At 62.0% G+C, this 14,176-nt stretch carries 10 protein-coding genes; 4 read left to right on the forward strand and 6 right to left on the reverse strand.

Annotation, left to right across the window (positions count from 1 at the left end):
• Positions 1 to 20 precede the first annotated feature (20 nt).
• Entirely contained in the window at positions 21 to 1,526 is a 1,506-nt protein-coding gene (locus tag ACIPUB_RS15575; RefSeq protein WP_407608194.1) for an MFS transporter, read from the forward strand.
• 360 nt (positions 1,527 to 1,886) lie between these two features.
• Here the strand turns inward: ACIPUB_RS15575 and ACIPUB_RS15580 are convergent, their stop codons facing one another.
• The 4 genes from ACIPUB_RS15580 to ACIPUB_RS15595 all read right to left on the reverse strand — a co-directional run bounded on the left by ACIPUB_RS15580 (position 1,887) and on the right by ACIPUB_RS15595 (position 7,270).
• Positions 1,887 to 2,966 (reverse strand): tartrate dehydrogenase, encoded by a 1,080-nt coding sequence (locus ACIPUB_RS15580; protein WP_407608195.1) that lies wholly within the window; start codon positions 2,964 to 2,966, stop codon positions 1,887 to 1,889.
• Between the two features lie 36 nt (positions 2,967 to 3,002).
• Positions 3,003 to 3,947, reverse strand: a complete 945-nt coding sequence (locus tag ACIPUB_RS15585) for a phosphoglycerate dehydrogenase (protein WP_407608196.1) — start codon at positions 3,945 to 3,947, stop codon at positions 3,003 to 3,005.
• A gap of 185 nt (positions 3,948 to 4,132) precedes the next feature.
• On the reverse strand, positions 4,133 to 5,704 hold the full coding sequence (locus ACIPUB_RS15590; RefSeq protein WP_407608197.1) for an SLC13 family permease: 1,572 nt from the start codon (positions 5,702 to 5,704) through the stop codon (positions 4,133 to 4,135).
• A gap of 399 nt (positions 5,705 to 6,103) precedes the next feature.
• Complete coding sequence (locus tag ACIPUB_RS15595) at positions 6,104 to 7,270, reverse strand: mandelate racemase/muconate lactonizing enzyme family protein (protein ID WP_407608198.1); 1,167 nt, start codon at positions 7,268 to 7,270, stop codon at positions 6,104 to 6,106.
• Between the two features lie 171 nt (positions 7,271 to 7,441).
• Here ACIPUB_RS15595 and ACIPUB_RS15600 point away from each other — a divergent pair, with 171 nt between their 5' ends.
• The 3 genes from ACIPUB_RS15600 (at position 7,442) to ACIPUB_RS15610 (ending at position 11,537) form a co-directional block, all read left to right on the forward strand.
• Complete coding sequence (locus ACIPUB_RS15600) at positions 7,442 to 8,143, forward strand: GntR family transcriptional regulator (protein WP_407608199.1); 702 nt, start codon at positions 7,442 to 7,444, stop codon at positions 8,141 to 8,143.
• Between the two features lie 674 nt (positions 8,144 to 8,817).
• Positions 8,818 to 10,341 carry an APC family permease gene (locus ACIPUB_RS15605; RefSeq protein WP_407608200.1) on the forward strand — a complete coding sequence of 508 codons (1,524 nt, stop codon included), beginning with the start codon at positions 8,818 to 8,820 and terminating at the stop codon, positions 10,339 to 10,341.
• Complete coding sequence (locus ACIPUB_RS15610; RefSeq protein ID WP_407608201.1) at positions 10,338 to 11,537, forward strand: CaiB/BaiF CoA transferase family protein; 1,200 nt, start codon at positions 10,338 to 10,340, stop codon at positions 11,535 to 11,537. The genes ACIPUB_RS15605 and ACIPUB_RS15610 overlap by 4 nt, the downstream gene beginning before the upstream one ends.
• Positions 11,538 to 11,575: 38 nt before the next feature.
• Here the strand turns inward: ACIPUB_RS15610 and ACIPUB_RS15615 are convergent, their stop codons facing one another.
• Together ACIPUB_RS15615 and ACIPUB_RS15620 are read right to left on the reverse strand one after the other, a co-directional pair.
• Positions 11,576 to 12,580 carry an ABC transporter permease gene (locus tag ACIPUB_RS15615; RefSeq protein WP_407608202.1) on the reverse strand — a complete coding sequence of 335 codons (1,005 nt, stop codon included), beginning with the start codon at positions 12,578 to 12,580 and terminating at the stop codon, positions 11,576 to 11,578.
• Between the two features lie 44 nt (positions 12,581 to 12,624).
• The gene (locus ACIPUB_RS15620) at positions 12,625 to 14,157 is read right to left on the reverse strand and encodes a sugar ABC transporter ATP-binding protein (protein ID WP_407608203.1); all 1,533 of its coding nucleotides are present in this window, start codon (positions 14,155 to 14,157) and stop codon (positions 12,625 to 12,627) included.
• Positions 14,158 to 14,176 lie beyond the last annotated feature (19 nt).

The following is a 14,176-nucleotide window of genomic DNA, read 5'->3' on the forward strand; positions in this document are numbered from 1 at the left end:
GTCCCGGGGACCAGCCGCAGATGAGCCAGAAGGAAGTGCTGCGCTCCATCACCGGCGTGCTCGCCTCCTTCTTTGCCGCGATGCTGGCCACCACGATTGTTTCCATCGCCCTGCCGACCATCATGGATGCCCTGGGTGGCACGCAGACCGACTTCAACTGGGTGCTCACCGCGGCCCTGCTGGCCAACGCCGCGACCACACCGATCTGGGGCAAGCTGGCCGACCTCTTTGACAAGAAAAAGTTGCTGCAAATCAGCATCGTCATCTTCGTGATCGGTTCCGTGCTGGCGGGATTCGCCATCAACATCCCCATGCTCATGAGCGCTCGCGTCATCCAGGGCATCGGCATGGGCGGGCTCACCGCCATGGGAATGGCGGTGATCGGCACCGTCATTCCGCCGCGCGAGCGCGGCAAGTACTCGGGCTACTTCGGCGGCGTCATGGCCGCGGCGACCGCCGGTGGTCCGCTGCTGGGCGGGCTCATCGTGGACTCTCCTCTGGGCTGGCGCTGGACCTTCTTCATCGGGGTGCCCATTGCCATCATCTCCATGTGGCTGATCCACAAGACGCTGCACATCGCGCACGTCCCGCGCAAGGTCTACATCGACTGGGCCGGCGCGGTGCTGGTGACCATTTCGGTTTCCGTGTTGCTGATCTGGGTCTCCTACGTGGGCAAGGAAGGTTTCTACGAGTTTAACTCCTGGCAGACCTACGCGATGGTCGGCGGTTCACTGGTGCTCATCGCGCTGCTGCTCTGGGTCGAGGGCAGGGTTCCGGAACCGGTGATCCCGCTGCGCATCATCGCCACACGCACCACAGCACTGGCGATCCTGGCCTCGATCTCCATCGGCGTGGCCATGTTCGGCTCCGGCGCCTTCCTGGGCCAGTACTTCCAGGTGGCACGCGAGGCGAGCCCCACGCTGGCCGGGGTCATGACCCTGCCCATGATCGCGGGCAACCTCTTCGGTTCGGTCTTCTCCGGCCAACTGATCTCCCGCTTCGGGCGCTGGAAGATCTTCTTGGTCATCGGCGGAATCGTCAATGTCGGCGCCTTGGGACTGTTGGGCATGATGGCCCACGACACCAACTACTGGATCCTGGCCACCGGCATGTTTTTCAACGGCCTGGGCATGGGCTTCATGCTGCAGAACCTGGTCCTTGCGGTGCAGAACACCGTGAAGGTCACCGACATCGGCACCGCCAGCTCCTCGGTCGCCTTCTTCCGCGCCGTCGGCGGCGCCGCGGGCGTGGCGGTGCTCGGGGCGATGCTCTCGGACAAGGTCGGGGCGCTGGTGCTCGATGCCTTGAAGTCCGCGCACCTGGTGTCGCCCGACGGGTCCACCGGTGTTGCAGCCGGGGGAACGTCGCTGAACCTCACGGAGATGCCTCCTGCCGTGCGCCTGATGTACGAGACGGCCTTCGGCGATGCCACCGGCGTGGTGTTCATGACCTCGGCCATCGTCGCTGTCGTCGGTCTGGTGTGCATCCTGTTCATCAAGGAAGTCCCGCTGCGCCGGACCGTCTAGGTCCGGATCCGGCGCCCGGGGTTCCTCCTTCGAACCGATGGGTTTGGTGGGGGCTGCCCGCACCAAACCCTCGCAGGGGAGCCCCGGACGTTTGTGGGGACGGTGACTTTCACCGTCGCAGAGACGTCCCGAAATGGGTGCGTCGTTGACTCTCAACCCTCTGAGGAAATGCCGGAGGATTAGACGGCGTCGCCTGTTGCCCCAAGCGCTGTGGAGTGCGCCATGGCATTCTCATTGCGGGTCCCGATGCTGACGGATTTGGACCCCGCTCCGACAGTCAGGTGCCAGTGGATTTACCTGCGGAGGATGATCCGCTCTCCGCAGGCAGGATCTGACCGGCTGTGGTGGCGGTTGATGAGGTCATGGGGCCTTCAGGGCCGACGCCACCGCTTTGCCCAGTTCTTCTGTGGTGGCGTTGCCGCCCATGTCGGGGGTGAGCGCTTGTTGCCCGTGGGCGAGCACGGTTTCCATGGCGGTGGTGATGGCGTCCGCGGCTTCGGGTTCTCCCAGGTGGTCAAGCATCATGGCTGCGCACCAGATTTGCCCGATGGGGTTGGCGATGCCTTTGCCGGCGATGTCCGGGGCGGAGCCGTGGACGGGCTCGAAGAGGCTGGGGAATCTGCGTTCGGGGTTGATGTTGCCGCTGGGGGCAATACCGATGGTTCCGGTGCAGGCGGGGCCGAGGTCGGAGAGCATGTCGCCGAAGAGGTTGCTGGCGACGACGACATCGAACCAGTCGGGGTGCATGACAAAGTTAGCGGCCAGGATGTCGATGTGGTACTTGTCTACGTTCACGTCGCTGAAACGCTTGGCCATGTCCTCGACCCGTTCGTCCCAGTAGGGCATGGTGATGGAGATGCCGTTGCTCTTCGTGGCAGAGGTCAGGTGCTTCTTGGGTCGGCTTTGCGCCAGATCGAAGGCGTACTTGAGGATCCGGTCCACACCGGTGCGGGTCATGACGGTTTCCTGGAGAACGGTTTCGCGGTCGGTGCCTTCGAAGATCTTCCCGCCGATGCTGGAGTATTCACCTTCGGTGTTTTCGCGCACGACATAGAAGTCGACATCGCCCGGGAGCCGGCCGGTCAGGGGGCTGGGCACGCCGGGCAACAGCTTGACCGGGCGGAGGCTGACGTACTGGTCGAAATGTCTGCGGAACTGCAGGAGGCTGCCCCACAGCGAAACGTGGTCGGGGACGACGTCGGGCCAGCCGACGGCGCCGAAGAAGATGGAATCGAACTGGTTCAGTTCCTCGAACCATCCGTCGGGCAGCATTTTTCCGTGCCGGGTGTAAAAGTCTGCCGAGGCGTAGTCGAAGTGTTCGTAGGTGAGGTTTAGGTCGAAGGCTGAGGCTGCGGCGTCCAAAACGCGCAGGCCTTCGGGCACGACTTCGGTGCCGATTCCGTCGCCGGGAATGACTGCGATGCGGTGGGGTTTCGACATCAGGATCCTTACTTCGTCGTTGGTGGGTGTTCTGGGTTAGAGGTCGACCGGGTGTGCCGGTTCGCGGTTTTCGAGGACGTCGATGACGGCCTGGGCGGCTGCCAGCCCGGCCCGTCTCCGTGCTTCGATCGTTTGTCCGGCGAGATGGGACGTGATGAGCACGTTGTCCAGGCCTCGAAGGGGACTGTCACCGGGCAGGGGTTCGCTCTCGAGCACGTCTAGTGCAGCGCCGGCGATGGTGCCGTCGGAAAGTGCCGTGGCCAGTGCCCCTTCATCCACGAGTGAGCCGCGGGCGGTGTTGATGAGGACAGCGGTAGGTTTCATCGCACGCAGCCGGGACTCGTCCATGAGCCGGCCGATCCCCTGGCCTCCACGGGTGTGCAGGGAGAGGTAGTCAGCGTCACGAACGACGGTGTCGAGATCGGTGAACTGAACTCCGTTGTTATTGCTGTCTGGGTGGGCGGTGCTGACCAGGACCCTCATGCCAAGGGCGATACCTAGGCTTGCGGTGGCGCGTCCGCTGGGCCCGTATCCGATGATTCCTAACGTTGAGCCTTGTAATTCGTGACCTGCTTCTCGTGGCCAGCGTCCCTGCTGGACACCGGTGGTGACTTCGGCAAGTCGGCGTGCAGACATGATGATCAGTCCGATCACCATTTCCGCTACGGAATGATGATTGGTTCCTGGCGCGTTGCATACTCTCGTCCCCAGGGCGGCGGCCGCAGGTATATCAATCGAGTCGTAGCCAACACCGCTGCGTGCCAAAATTTTCAAGGTAGGTGCTGCTGCAAGCATTTTGGCAGTCACTGGTTCGCTGGCGATAATTGCACCATCGAATCCACTCAACAGGGCGTCCTGTTGCGAGGATTCACGTGCTGCGGTGAAGGGAGCAAAGATTGTTTCGTGGCCGTGCCGGTGGAGTAGCTTGTCGATGTCGTCCCCGGGGACGAGATAATCGGTGGTGATTAGGATGCGCGCCATGTTCTGGCTGCCCTCCATCTTTCGTCTAGAGCGTCGTGGGGCTTCGTAATGCATGTTGGTCAGGCACTGACAAAGCTGTCAGTGGGTCATCTTCTTTGAAAGGTCTGCCGCGGTGCAGAGGTTGCCGGTGACCGGTGGGCTGGTTGCCGGCAACCTCTAGACGGGTTTTGAATGATCGCTATTGGCTATTGGAATGCCGGAGGTATCGACATGAGATCAATACCCCACAGCGGCGGCAACACGTAAAGCACAGCCGCCACGATGAGGACGAGTGCTATCAGGTTCAACCAGAACCCTGTCCTGATCATCTCCATGATTTTTACTTTCCCAGTTGCAAACAGGATCGCGTTTGGTGGGGTTCCTACGGGGAGCATGAAAGCGCAGTTCGCAGCCATGGCGCAGGGAATCATAAGAGCATATGGATGGATTCCCAAAGCGAGGGCTAGGGCTGCCATGACTGGAAGAATCATCGTAGCCGTTGCCGCGTTAGACGTAATTTCGGTCAAAAGTAATACAAGGGCCGTGGCAAAGATGATGATGAGGATGATGTTCATCCCGTCGAGCGCACGTAGCTGCTCTCCAATCCATGCGGACAAGCCACTTTCGATGAAACCGGCAGCAATCGCCAGGCCACCACCAAACAACAGAAGTATTCCCCACGGAATCTTCTTAGAATCTTCCCAATTAAGGATTTTCGGTTGTTCGGTGCGTCGTGTTGGCAACATGAACAACACCACTGTTGCCATGACTGCGATGATTCCGTCGCTGATCCCCGGAAGTACGTCTTCCCAGATAAATGAGCGAGTCACCCATAGGAAAGCAACACCAAGAAAGACAGCGAGGACGGCCTTTTCCTCGCGTGACATGCCGCCTAGGGCACTCTTCTCATTTTTGATGAGTTCCGCACCGCCTGGAAGGTGCTTAAAACGCACCTTGAACGCCACATTCGTCAGATAGAACCAGGTGAAGGCCACGAATAGGATGACTATTGGAACGCCGAATAGCATCCATCCGCCAAACGAGACAGTTTCGCCAAAAAGCTTCCCAGCGGTCGCCGCGAAAATCGCCAATGGCGGTGTGCCAATGAGCGTTCCTAGACCACCGATAGTGGCCGCGTAAGCGATACCAAAGACAACAGATTTTTCGAATTTCGGCAAATCTGCTGCATGCTCTCCACCGCGTAGCGAGCGGGCAGCCTGGTAGACGACGGCCAGCCCAACGGGAATCATCATCATCGTGGCCGCGGTATTAGAAACCCACATTGACAAGAAGGCTGTTGCAACCATAAAGCCGAGCACGATGCGTTTTGGGCTCGTGCCAATGGCTGAGACAATTGTCAGGGCGATTCGTTGGTGGAGATTCCATTTCTCCATGGCGATCGCCAGGGAGAATCCGCCGATGAACAAGAAAATGATGTCATGGCCATATGCGGAGACGACAACGTCTCCATCCATTGCCCCCGTGAGTGGTAGAAGCACTACGGGCAACAATGAGGTTACGGGTATCGGGATTGCTTCTGTGATCCACCACGTAGCCACCCATAGCGTCACGGCGAGGACCGCTCGCCCTTCCGTGGATAGGCCCTCCGGGGTAAAAAAGAGCAGTGCCATGACGAACAAAACTGGGCCAAGGATCAAACCGATAATGCGTGGCGTCGTATAACCATGCCCTGGCCTGTCAGGGCCGGTATTGGACCCAGATTGCACTGTTTCTTCCGGACGCTCAACAGTCTTGGTCTGTGTGGTCTGATCGCTCATTGTCATGTGAGACTCCAGGGGGCGTCTGAGTCTTGCAATGGATAGAAAATTTTTGGTCTGGCGGTGCGACTTCCATAGGTTTCCCCAAAGGGAATGCAGAGCAGGATTTTCCATGGCAGCACTTTCTTGGGTTGTTTGCTGGGAAGGTTTAGCGCAGTAGCTTGGCGAAGTGACCAAAGAGGTCGGCAATGGGACCCGCACGGCGTGGACGGGCAATGACTACAGTGAAAGGCCGGCAGTTGGGCGTAAGTACCCTGGATTTTGGCGATAGTCACTCAGAAAGGCCTTGCATAGCGCAGGCCAAGGGGGGCTAAATATTGTCGCGAGCGGCGGTTCCCCTATTCACGGTTGGTGTGGGAACCGCCACTCGCGTGCGGTGAGAATGCTGTACTCGGCTCTTTAGTTGTGCAGTGCGCGCAGGACCTTGTAGAACTCGGCCTTGCCTTCGAGCCCGATGCCCGGCAGGTCGCCCGGGGCCACGCGGCTGTTGGCGATGACGGCGTCGTCGGTGAAACCCCCGGTGGGCTGGAACTCGCCCGGGTAGGACTCGTTGCCGCCCAGCTTGAGGGCTGCGGCAATGTGCAGGGAGAACTGGTGTCCGCCGTGCGGGATGCATCGGCGTGAGGACCAGCCGTGCTGGGCCAGCATGTCCTGGATCCGCTTGTACTCAACCAAGCCGTAGCTTAGGGCCGGGTCGACCTGGACGAAGTCGCGGTCCGGGCGCATGCCGCCGTGGCGGATCAGGTTCCGGGCGTCCTGCAGGGAGAACAGGTTTTCTCCGGTTGCGATCGGATTCTTGTAGTGCTCGGAGAGGGTGGCGTTCAGGGCGTAGTCCAGCGGGTCGCCGACTTCTTCGTACCAGAACAGCCCGTACTGGTCGATGGCCTTGCCATATTCCAGCGCCGTCTCTAGGTCGAACTTGCCGTTGACATCGACCATCAGGCGGGAACCGTCGCCGTCGAGGACTTCGATCACGGCTTCGATGCGGCGGAGGTCTTCGGCGAGGTCGGCGCCGCCGATCTTCATTTTGACCACGTCGTAGCCCTTGGCCAGGAATCCGCGCATTTCGTTCTGCAGGTCTTCGAGGCTCTTGCCGGGGGCGTAGTAGCCGCCGGCGGCGTAGACGAAGACGTCCTTGTCGGGGTTGCCGTCGCCGTAATGGTCCGAGATCCACCGGTACAGCGGGACGCCTGCGATCTTCGCGGCCAGGTCGTGTAGGGCCATGTCGGCGACGCCCACTGCGACCGAGCGTTCGCCGTGGCCGCCGGGCTTCTCGTTGGACATCATCAGGTCCCATGCCTTCTCCGGCGACAGCTGTCCGTCTTCATCTAGTAGGTCCTCGTGGGGGGCATCCATGATGCGCGGCAGAATGCGGTCCTTCAGGATGCCCGTCGCGTTGTAGCGGCCGTTGGAATTGAACCCGTAGCCCACCAGGGGCTCACCGTCGACGAACACATCGGAGACGAGGGCGATGATCGTGCAGTCCATCTTGGTGAAGTCAATGAAGGCGTTCCGGATCGAGGAACTGATGGGGATGGTGCCGACGTGAGCGGAAACGATTTTCATCTTTGATCTCTCCTGGGTTGATGTCTTATTTCTTATAAGACCTTGGATCAAAGGCTAGCCTGAGGGTGATGTGGAGCACAAGCCCCTTGGGAAGATTTCTTATAAGATGTTCCCAGGGCGCTATGCTGTAAGCAAAGAGGCCATGCCTCGGTAAGAGATTCGGAGCAGCAGATGAGCACCACTAATGTCTTTTCCAGTAAGGGCAGTCTGGCGTATAGCGAACTCCGCCAGCTGATCCTCTCCGGTGGTCTTGCCCCGGGATCGCGCATCTCCCAGTACGAACTGGCCGATAACATGCAAATGAGCATCACCCCCCTGCGTGAAGCAATTCGCCGGCTCTCAAGCGAGGGGCTGATCATCATGGATACCCACCGCGACTCCCGCGTGGCTGACATGAGTGCCTCCGAAGCGCGCGAACTCCTTGAGGTCCGCCTCTCACTCGAACCATCGGCAACCGAACTGGCAGCCTCCCGCCGGACCGACGCCGATATAGCAGCAATGCGCTCGGCGGCCGAGAAGCTCCTGCCTGTAACACGGGTCTGGGGCGAGGGTGCGATCACGGTGCACCGGGAGTTCCACCGGGCCGTCTACGCTGCGTCGCACAATGACGTCATGATCAAGCTCCTGGATGACCTGTGGGACAAGTCCGACCGCTACCGCCGCATCGGCCTTGAGCTCCCTTCCGGGGATGAGCCGCGAACGATCGACTTGAACCAACATCACCAGATTCTCGAGCTCATCATTGCCGGGGACGGTGCCGGTGCCGCCGAACTTGCCCGCACCCACATTGCCAACAGTCTCACGGCCTCGGTTACCGGAGCTCTGGAGGAACGAGAGAATGTCCAGTCGGTAACCCCGGAGGAAACTGCCTAGTACCGGCCAATTTCCCTCTGGCACTATTCAGCCGGCCGCTGCCGACTCTAGTGTCGCACCAGCTATTCGGCCCGATCATCCATCAGGCCGACGGTGCGGAACCCTGGTTCAATGGCGCCTTGAGCACAACTGAGGTTAATGCGGGTTCAACGTCGTATGCACCACGAGAACCCGTGCCTATTCAGCGGGTGATTATCCTGTCCTCCTCGCCAACATCGTGCAGGAAGGCATCGTGATCGACCTTCCGGCCAAACGCGACTAGCTCGAGACCCGCTCCCTGCAGCGCTTCACCGAACTGCGGCACCACGTCTACGCGGAGATCCAGAAGGCCGAGCAGGGGCACCGCCCATAGCGTTGCGGCATTCCAGCTAAATTTACACTCGGCGTGCCATTGTTGGTCCCCACGGGCAGCAGCGTGTGCAGGTTGCCCATGTCCGATTATTCGTCCAGCCAACATCGACCACGACGACTAGCGGAAAGGGCCGTGGGCGCGATGTCCCGTGGGGTCGGCGCTGTCGAACACCTTGGCGAGGGTGCACCCCGGTCCGATTGCCGAGGTGGGCCCGGAGGCAGTCTTTGGATGAACCAGCCAATGGATTGGACGATCCGTCTGAATACTCCGATCGCCTTCCCTCCGTAGTGTGACCTACGTCGTACTCATGGAAGGAACCGCGATGACCAGCAGTCACATGCAAGGCACCACCGCAACACCCAAACTCAAGAAGGTCCTGGGGCGTTGGGACACCCTCGCCATCGGCGTGGGCGCCATGATCGGCTTCGGCTGGGTGGTGCTCACGGGCGACTGGATCACCACGGCGGGACCCTTCGGAGCCGCACTGGCCATGGTCGTGGGCGGCGGCATCATGGCCGTGGTCGGGCTGACCTACGCCGAACTGGTTGCGGCGATGCCGCGGGCCGGCGGCGAGCACAACTACCTGCTGCGCGCCATGGGCGCCCGTTGGTCGTTCGCCGGGTCTTGGGCCATTGTCGGCGGGTACATCACCATCATTGCCTTCGAGGCCGTGGCCCTGCCCAAGACAGCGCTCTATCTCTTCCCGGACCTGAACAGGGTCCACCTCTGGGACATCGCAGGATCCGAGATCCACCTGACCTGGGCGCTGGTCGGTGTGCTCGGTGCGGTGGTGATCACGGCCATCAACATCCGCGGCATCAAGACCGCCGGTGTCGTGCAGACCTTCGTGGTGCTCTTCCTCTTCGCCATCGGGGCGGTGCTGCTCTTCGGTTCCTTCACGGGCGGATCCGCCGAAACCATGGAACCGTTCTTCAGCAACGGAGTCGCCGGGTTCTTCGGGGTGATGATCGTCGTGCCGTTCATGTTCGTGGGCTTCGACGTGATCCCGCAATCGGCCGAGGAATGCGACATTGAACCGCGGCGCATCGGCAAGTACGTCGTGGTCGCCGTGCTCATCGCCACCGCCTGGTACGTCATGGTCATCCTGGCGACCTCCTCCGGCATGGGCGCCGCGGCGCTGGCCGGCTCCGAACTAGCCACCGCCGATGCCATGGGCGCGCTCTTCGGGTCCGACCTGATGGCCAAGGTCCTCATTGCCGGCGGCATCGCCGGAATCCTCACCTCTTGGAACTCGCTGCTGATGGGCGCCTCCCGTCTGCTCTACGCCATGGCCGGCTCTGGCATGTTGCCGGGTTGGTTCGCGAAGCTGCACCCCAGGTACGGCACCCCGGTCAACGCCCTGCTGTTCATCGGCGGGCTCTCGGTGCTGGCCCCGTTCTTCGGCTCGGCCATGCTCGGCTGGTTGGTCGATTCCGGCTCGCCATCGATCGTGATCGCCTACCTGCTGGTCGGGGTGGCCTTCGTGATCCTGCGCCGTCGCGAACCCATGATGGAACGCCCGTTGCGCATCGGCGGGAAGGGCAACTTCGGCCAGGTCATCGGCGTCACCTCGGTGATCTTCTGCGCCGCGCTGATCAGCCTTTACCTGCCGGGCATGCCCGCTGCCATCGGCATCCAGCCGTGGATGCTCTTCGCCGCCTGGTGGGCGCTGGGCATCGTCTTCCTGCTGCGGGTGCCGCGCGGCATCGAACCGGGCATCCACGCGGAAGAGGAATTGCTGACGCGCCTGGCCATGCGCAAGTCGGCCAAGGTGGCCGCGCGCTACGGCAGTGGCAAGGATGCGGCACCGGTCAACGAACACGAGAAGGAATCCGAGCGAGCATGAACTCCATCCGTCCCCTCGAGGGAATCATCGTCGCGGACTTCTCTAGGGTCCTGGCCGGGCCTCTGTGCACCATGACGCTGGCCGACCTCGGGGCCACCGTCATCAAGGTCGAACGCCCCGGCACCGGGGACGACACCCGCGCCTGGGGTCCGCCGTTCTCCGCGACCGGATCCACCTACTTCGAATCGGTGAACCGCAACAAGCAATCCGTCACGCTGGATCTCACCGATCCGGCCGACCTTGAGCTGGCCAGGGAACTGGCGCTGCGCGCCGACGTGCTGGTGGAAAACTTCAAGCCCGGCGGCATGGACAAGCTGGGCCTGGGCTACGCCGAACTCTCCGCCGTCAACCCGGGGCTGGTCTACGCCTCGATCTCCGGATTTGGTTCCGCCAACGGGGCGCACCTGCCCGGCTACGACTTCATCGTCCAGGCGCTGGGCGGGCTGATGTCCATCACCGGAGAGGAGGGCCAGGAGCCCATGAAGGCGGGCGTGGCCCTGGTGGATGTACTCACCGCCAAGGACGCAAGCATCGGGGTGCTAGCGGCACTGACCGCCCGGGCATCCTCCGGAACCGGAGCCCACGTGGAAGTCAACCTGCTCTCCAGCCTGCAGGGCGCGCTGGCCAACCAGGGCCAGGCCTACCTGGGGGCGGGGAAGGTCGCCACGCGCATGGGCAACGAGCATCCCTCCATCGTGCCCTACCAACTGCTGGCATGCGCCGACGGGTCCGTGGCCGTGGCCTGCGGCAACGACACCCAATTCGCCAGGCTCTGCGCCGAGATCGGCTTGCCCGGGCTCGACAATGATCCCCGCTTTGCCACCAACACCGCACGGGTCGCCAACCGCGGGGAGCTCATCCCGCTCCTCGAAGACGCCATGGATGCCGACACGGGGGCGAATTGGCAGACCCGCTTCACCGCCGTGGGCGTGCCTGCAGGCAAGGTCGCAGGCATCGACGAGGGTCTGGACTACGCCGATTCGCTCGGGCTGGATCCCGTCATCGAGGTGCGCAACGCGGCGGGGGACGCCGTGGGCAGGCAGGTGCGCCACCCGATCACCTGGACCCCCACGCTGGATGCCCCCACCATGGCACCGCCACAACTTGGCGAACACACGCAGGTGATCCGCGCCTGGCTGGGCAGCGACGTTGCATCCATGGCGGATTTCCAGGCGCTAGCCCAACCCCGTTCCTGACGCCTCGCGGCACAGGGCCAGCCTTGGGGCACGCATGATCATCGTGCGCCCCGTGCACCTCTGCGGGCCACTATCACGGAGGCTGACACCGCCGCGAGCAGAGCCACTCCGTTGAACACGTTGGCGACCCAGGTTTGGGCGCCCATGAGAGTCAGCCCGTTACTGCCGACCGCCAGCAGGAATGCTCCAACGACGGTGCCCCACACGTTGAAAAAGCCGGGCCGTATGGTTGCCGCTCCCAGGAATGCCGCGGCGTAGGCCGGCAAGAGGAACTCCGGTCCAAGAGTGGGCGGGGCACTTCCGGACCGGGACGCCAGCAGGAATCCCGCGAATGAGGCCAGCAGTGCTGCCAGCAGGAAGGAGGACGTGAGATAACGCTCGGTCCGCACTCCGCTAAGACGGGCTGCCGGGCGGCCCATGCCCGTGGCCCGAAGGTACCTACCGAAAGGTGTGCGCTCCAGCAAATACCAGAGGGCGACAACGAGAACGAGAGCGTAGGCGATGACTACCTGGACCCGGGAGCCGGGCACGGTGGTGAGTCTGGCGAACGATTCGGATTGAAGGGTCATCAGTGATCCGCGCGTGACCAACAGGTTCAGGCCGGCAAGGATGGTGGCCATTGCCAACGTTCCGATGAAAGCGTTGATGCCAATCTTGACGACGAAGAAGGCATTCACGGATCCAACCAGCAGGCCGAAAATGAGCGTTCCCGCCAGCACCAGAGGCAGCGGCATGCCGGCGTTCGAAAGGGCGATGGAAAGAATCGACGAAAAACCCAGGACCGACGCGATGGAGAGATCAAATTCCCCGGCGGCCAGGGGAAGTATGGCGGCCAGGGCAAGGATGATCGGGATGGACTGGTCGGCGACGATGGCCATGAGGTTCCCTGACGTCGGGAAAGTCCGGGGCAGCAGGGATGCAAAGATGGCGACCAGGAGGACCAAGAAGACGATCACGCCGTAGCGTGTGAGAAATGCGGCGGGTCCCAGCCTGGTGGGTACCGCGCCCGGCTTTGCATGGACCTTAGAAATGGTAGAAGCCACGGCTGTGGGGATCCCTTTCGTGTTGGGTGACGGGATGCGGGACGTCATCGGTCCGCTCCGGCACATAGGAGTGCAAGTTGTTCTTCGGTTATTTCATCGGGACCGTCGGCGGAGGCGGCAATGGCTCCGCGGTCCAGGACGATGACGCGGTCGCACAATCCGACGAACTCATCGAAATCCGTCGATGCGACGATGACGGCTTTTCCCGTGGCTGCGAATCCGCGGATGATGTTCCAGATTTCCTGCTTGGCTAAGGCATCGACGCCCTGCGTGGGCTCGTCGAGCAGGAGCACCTGCGTGGCCCGGCTGGCGGCTCGGGCAATCACGACTTTTTGCTGGTTCCCTCCGGAGAGGGTGCTGATGGGGGATCGGATATCCCCGGTTTTAACCTGGTAGGTCTGGGCAAGTCGTTGGGCGGAGAGGGATTCGGATTTCAGGCGAAGGAGTCCACCTGTGAAAAAGGTGTTCAGGCTGCCCATGGTCAGGTTCTCCGTGGTGGCCATGCCGAGAACGCATCCTTCGGTGCGGCGGTCCTGCGGCACGCAGACAACGCCGCGCTTCACTGCGGTTGCAGGGTGTGTGGGGTGGTATGGCTGGCCATTGAGACTCATGGTTCCGTGTGTTGGAGATTGTGCGCCCGACAGGAGGCGAATCAGCTCGCTGCGCCCGCACCCAACGAGTCCTGCGATGCCGAGGATCTCCCCAGCCCGGATCTGCAGGCTGAGGTCCCGGAGTCTGGGCCCGTGGAGATTGTTGACCTCGAGCACGACGGATGTGTCGGTGAGGTCGATCTGACGGGGTTCCTTGGCTGCGATGGTTTTTCCTACGACCCTGGAAACGATGTCCGGGATCTGCAGGTGTGCCACCGCCTCTTCCGCGACGATTTCCCCGTCCCGAAGGACGACGAGATTGTCCGCCAGCCGCTTGACTTCCTCGGTGCGGTGGCTGATGTAGATGACGGTGCCGCCGTTCTCGCGCAGACGCTCAACGGTGGCCATGACCGCGTGGACTTCCTCGGTGGGAAGAGACGCGGTGGGTTCGTCCAGGACCAGAACGTTCTTGGTGAACACATCCTCGTCATCGACGGAGTGTTGGAATGCCCGAGCCATCCCGATCATGGTCCGCATGGTCGGGCTTAGGTCGGCGACCTTGGCTTGCGGATGGATCGGCAGGTTGAAACGCTCCAGGACCTGGGCGACAGAATCGTCCTGCTCCCGCTGGTCGATGGGACCGAGCTCGAAAGGGGCTTTGAAACGCCCGGCCATGGCGAAATTGTCCGACACTGTCAGGGCCTCCACCAGACCTACTTCCTGGTGGAGGAAGCGCAGCCCCAATGCATGTGAACGTTGCGGTGTCAGGTGCCCTGCAATCGGGGATCCGCCGATCGTGAGCCGTGAGCCGGGATCTGGTCGGTAGATTCCCGCGAGCACCTTGATCAGGGTCGATTTGCCGGAACCGTTCATGCCCAGCAGTGCGGTGATTTTGCCGCGTTCGAAGCCGGTGGTCACCGATTTGAGCGCCTTGGTGGCGCCAAAGGAGATACTTAGGTCTTCGCACGCGACGGCGTAGTTGGTCATGTTGGTGTCCTGAATCCCG

Source organism: Paeniglutamicibacter sp. ORCA_105 (assembly GCF_045798545.1).
Taxonomy (GTDB): Bacteria; Actinomycetota; Actinomycetes; order Actinomycetales; family Micrococcaceae; genus Paeniglutamicibacter; species Paeniglutamicibacter sulfureus.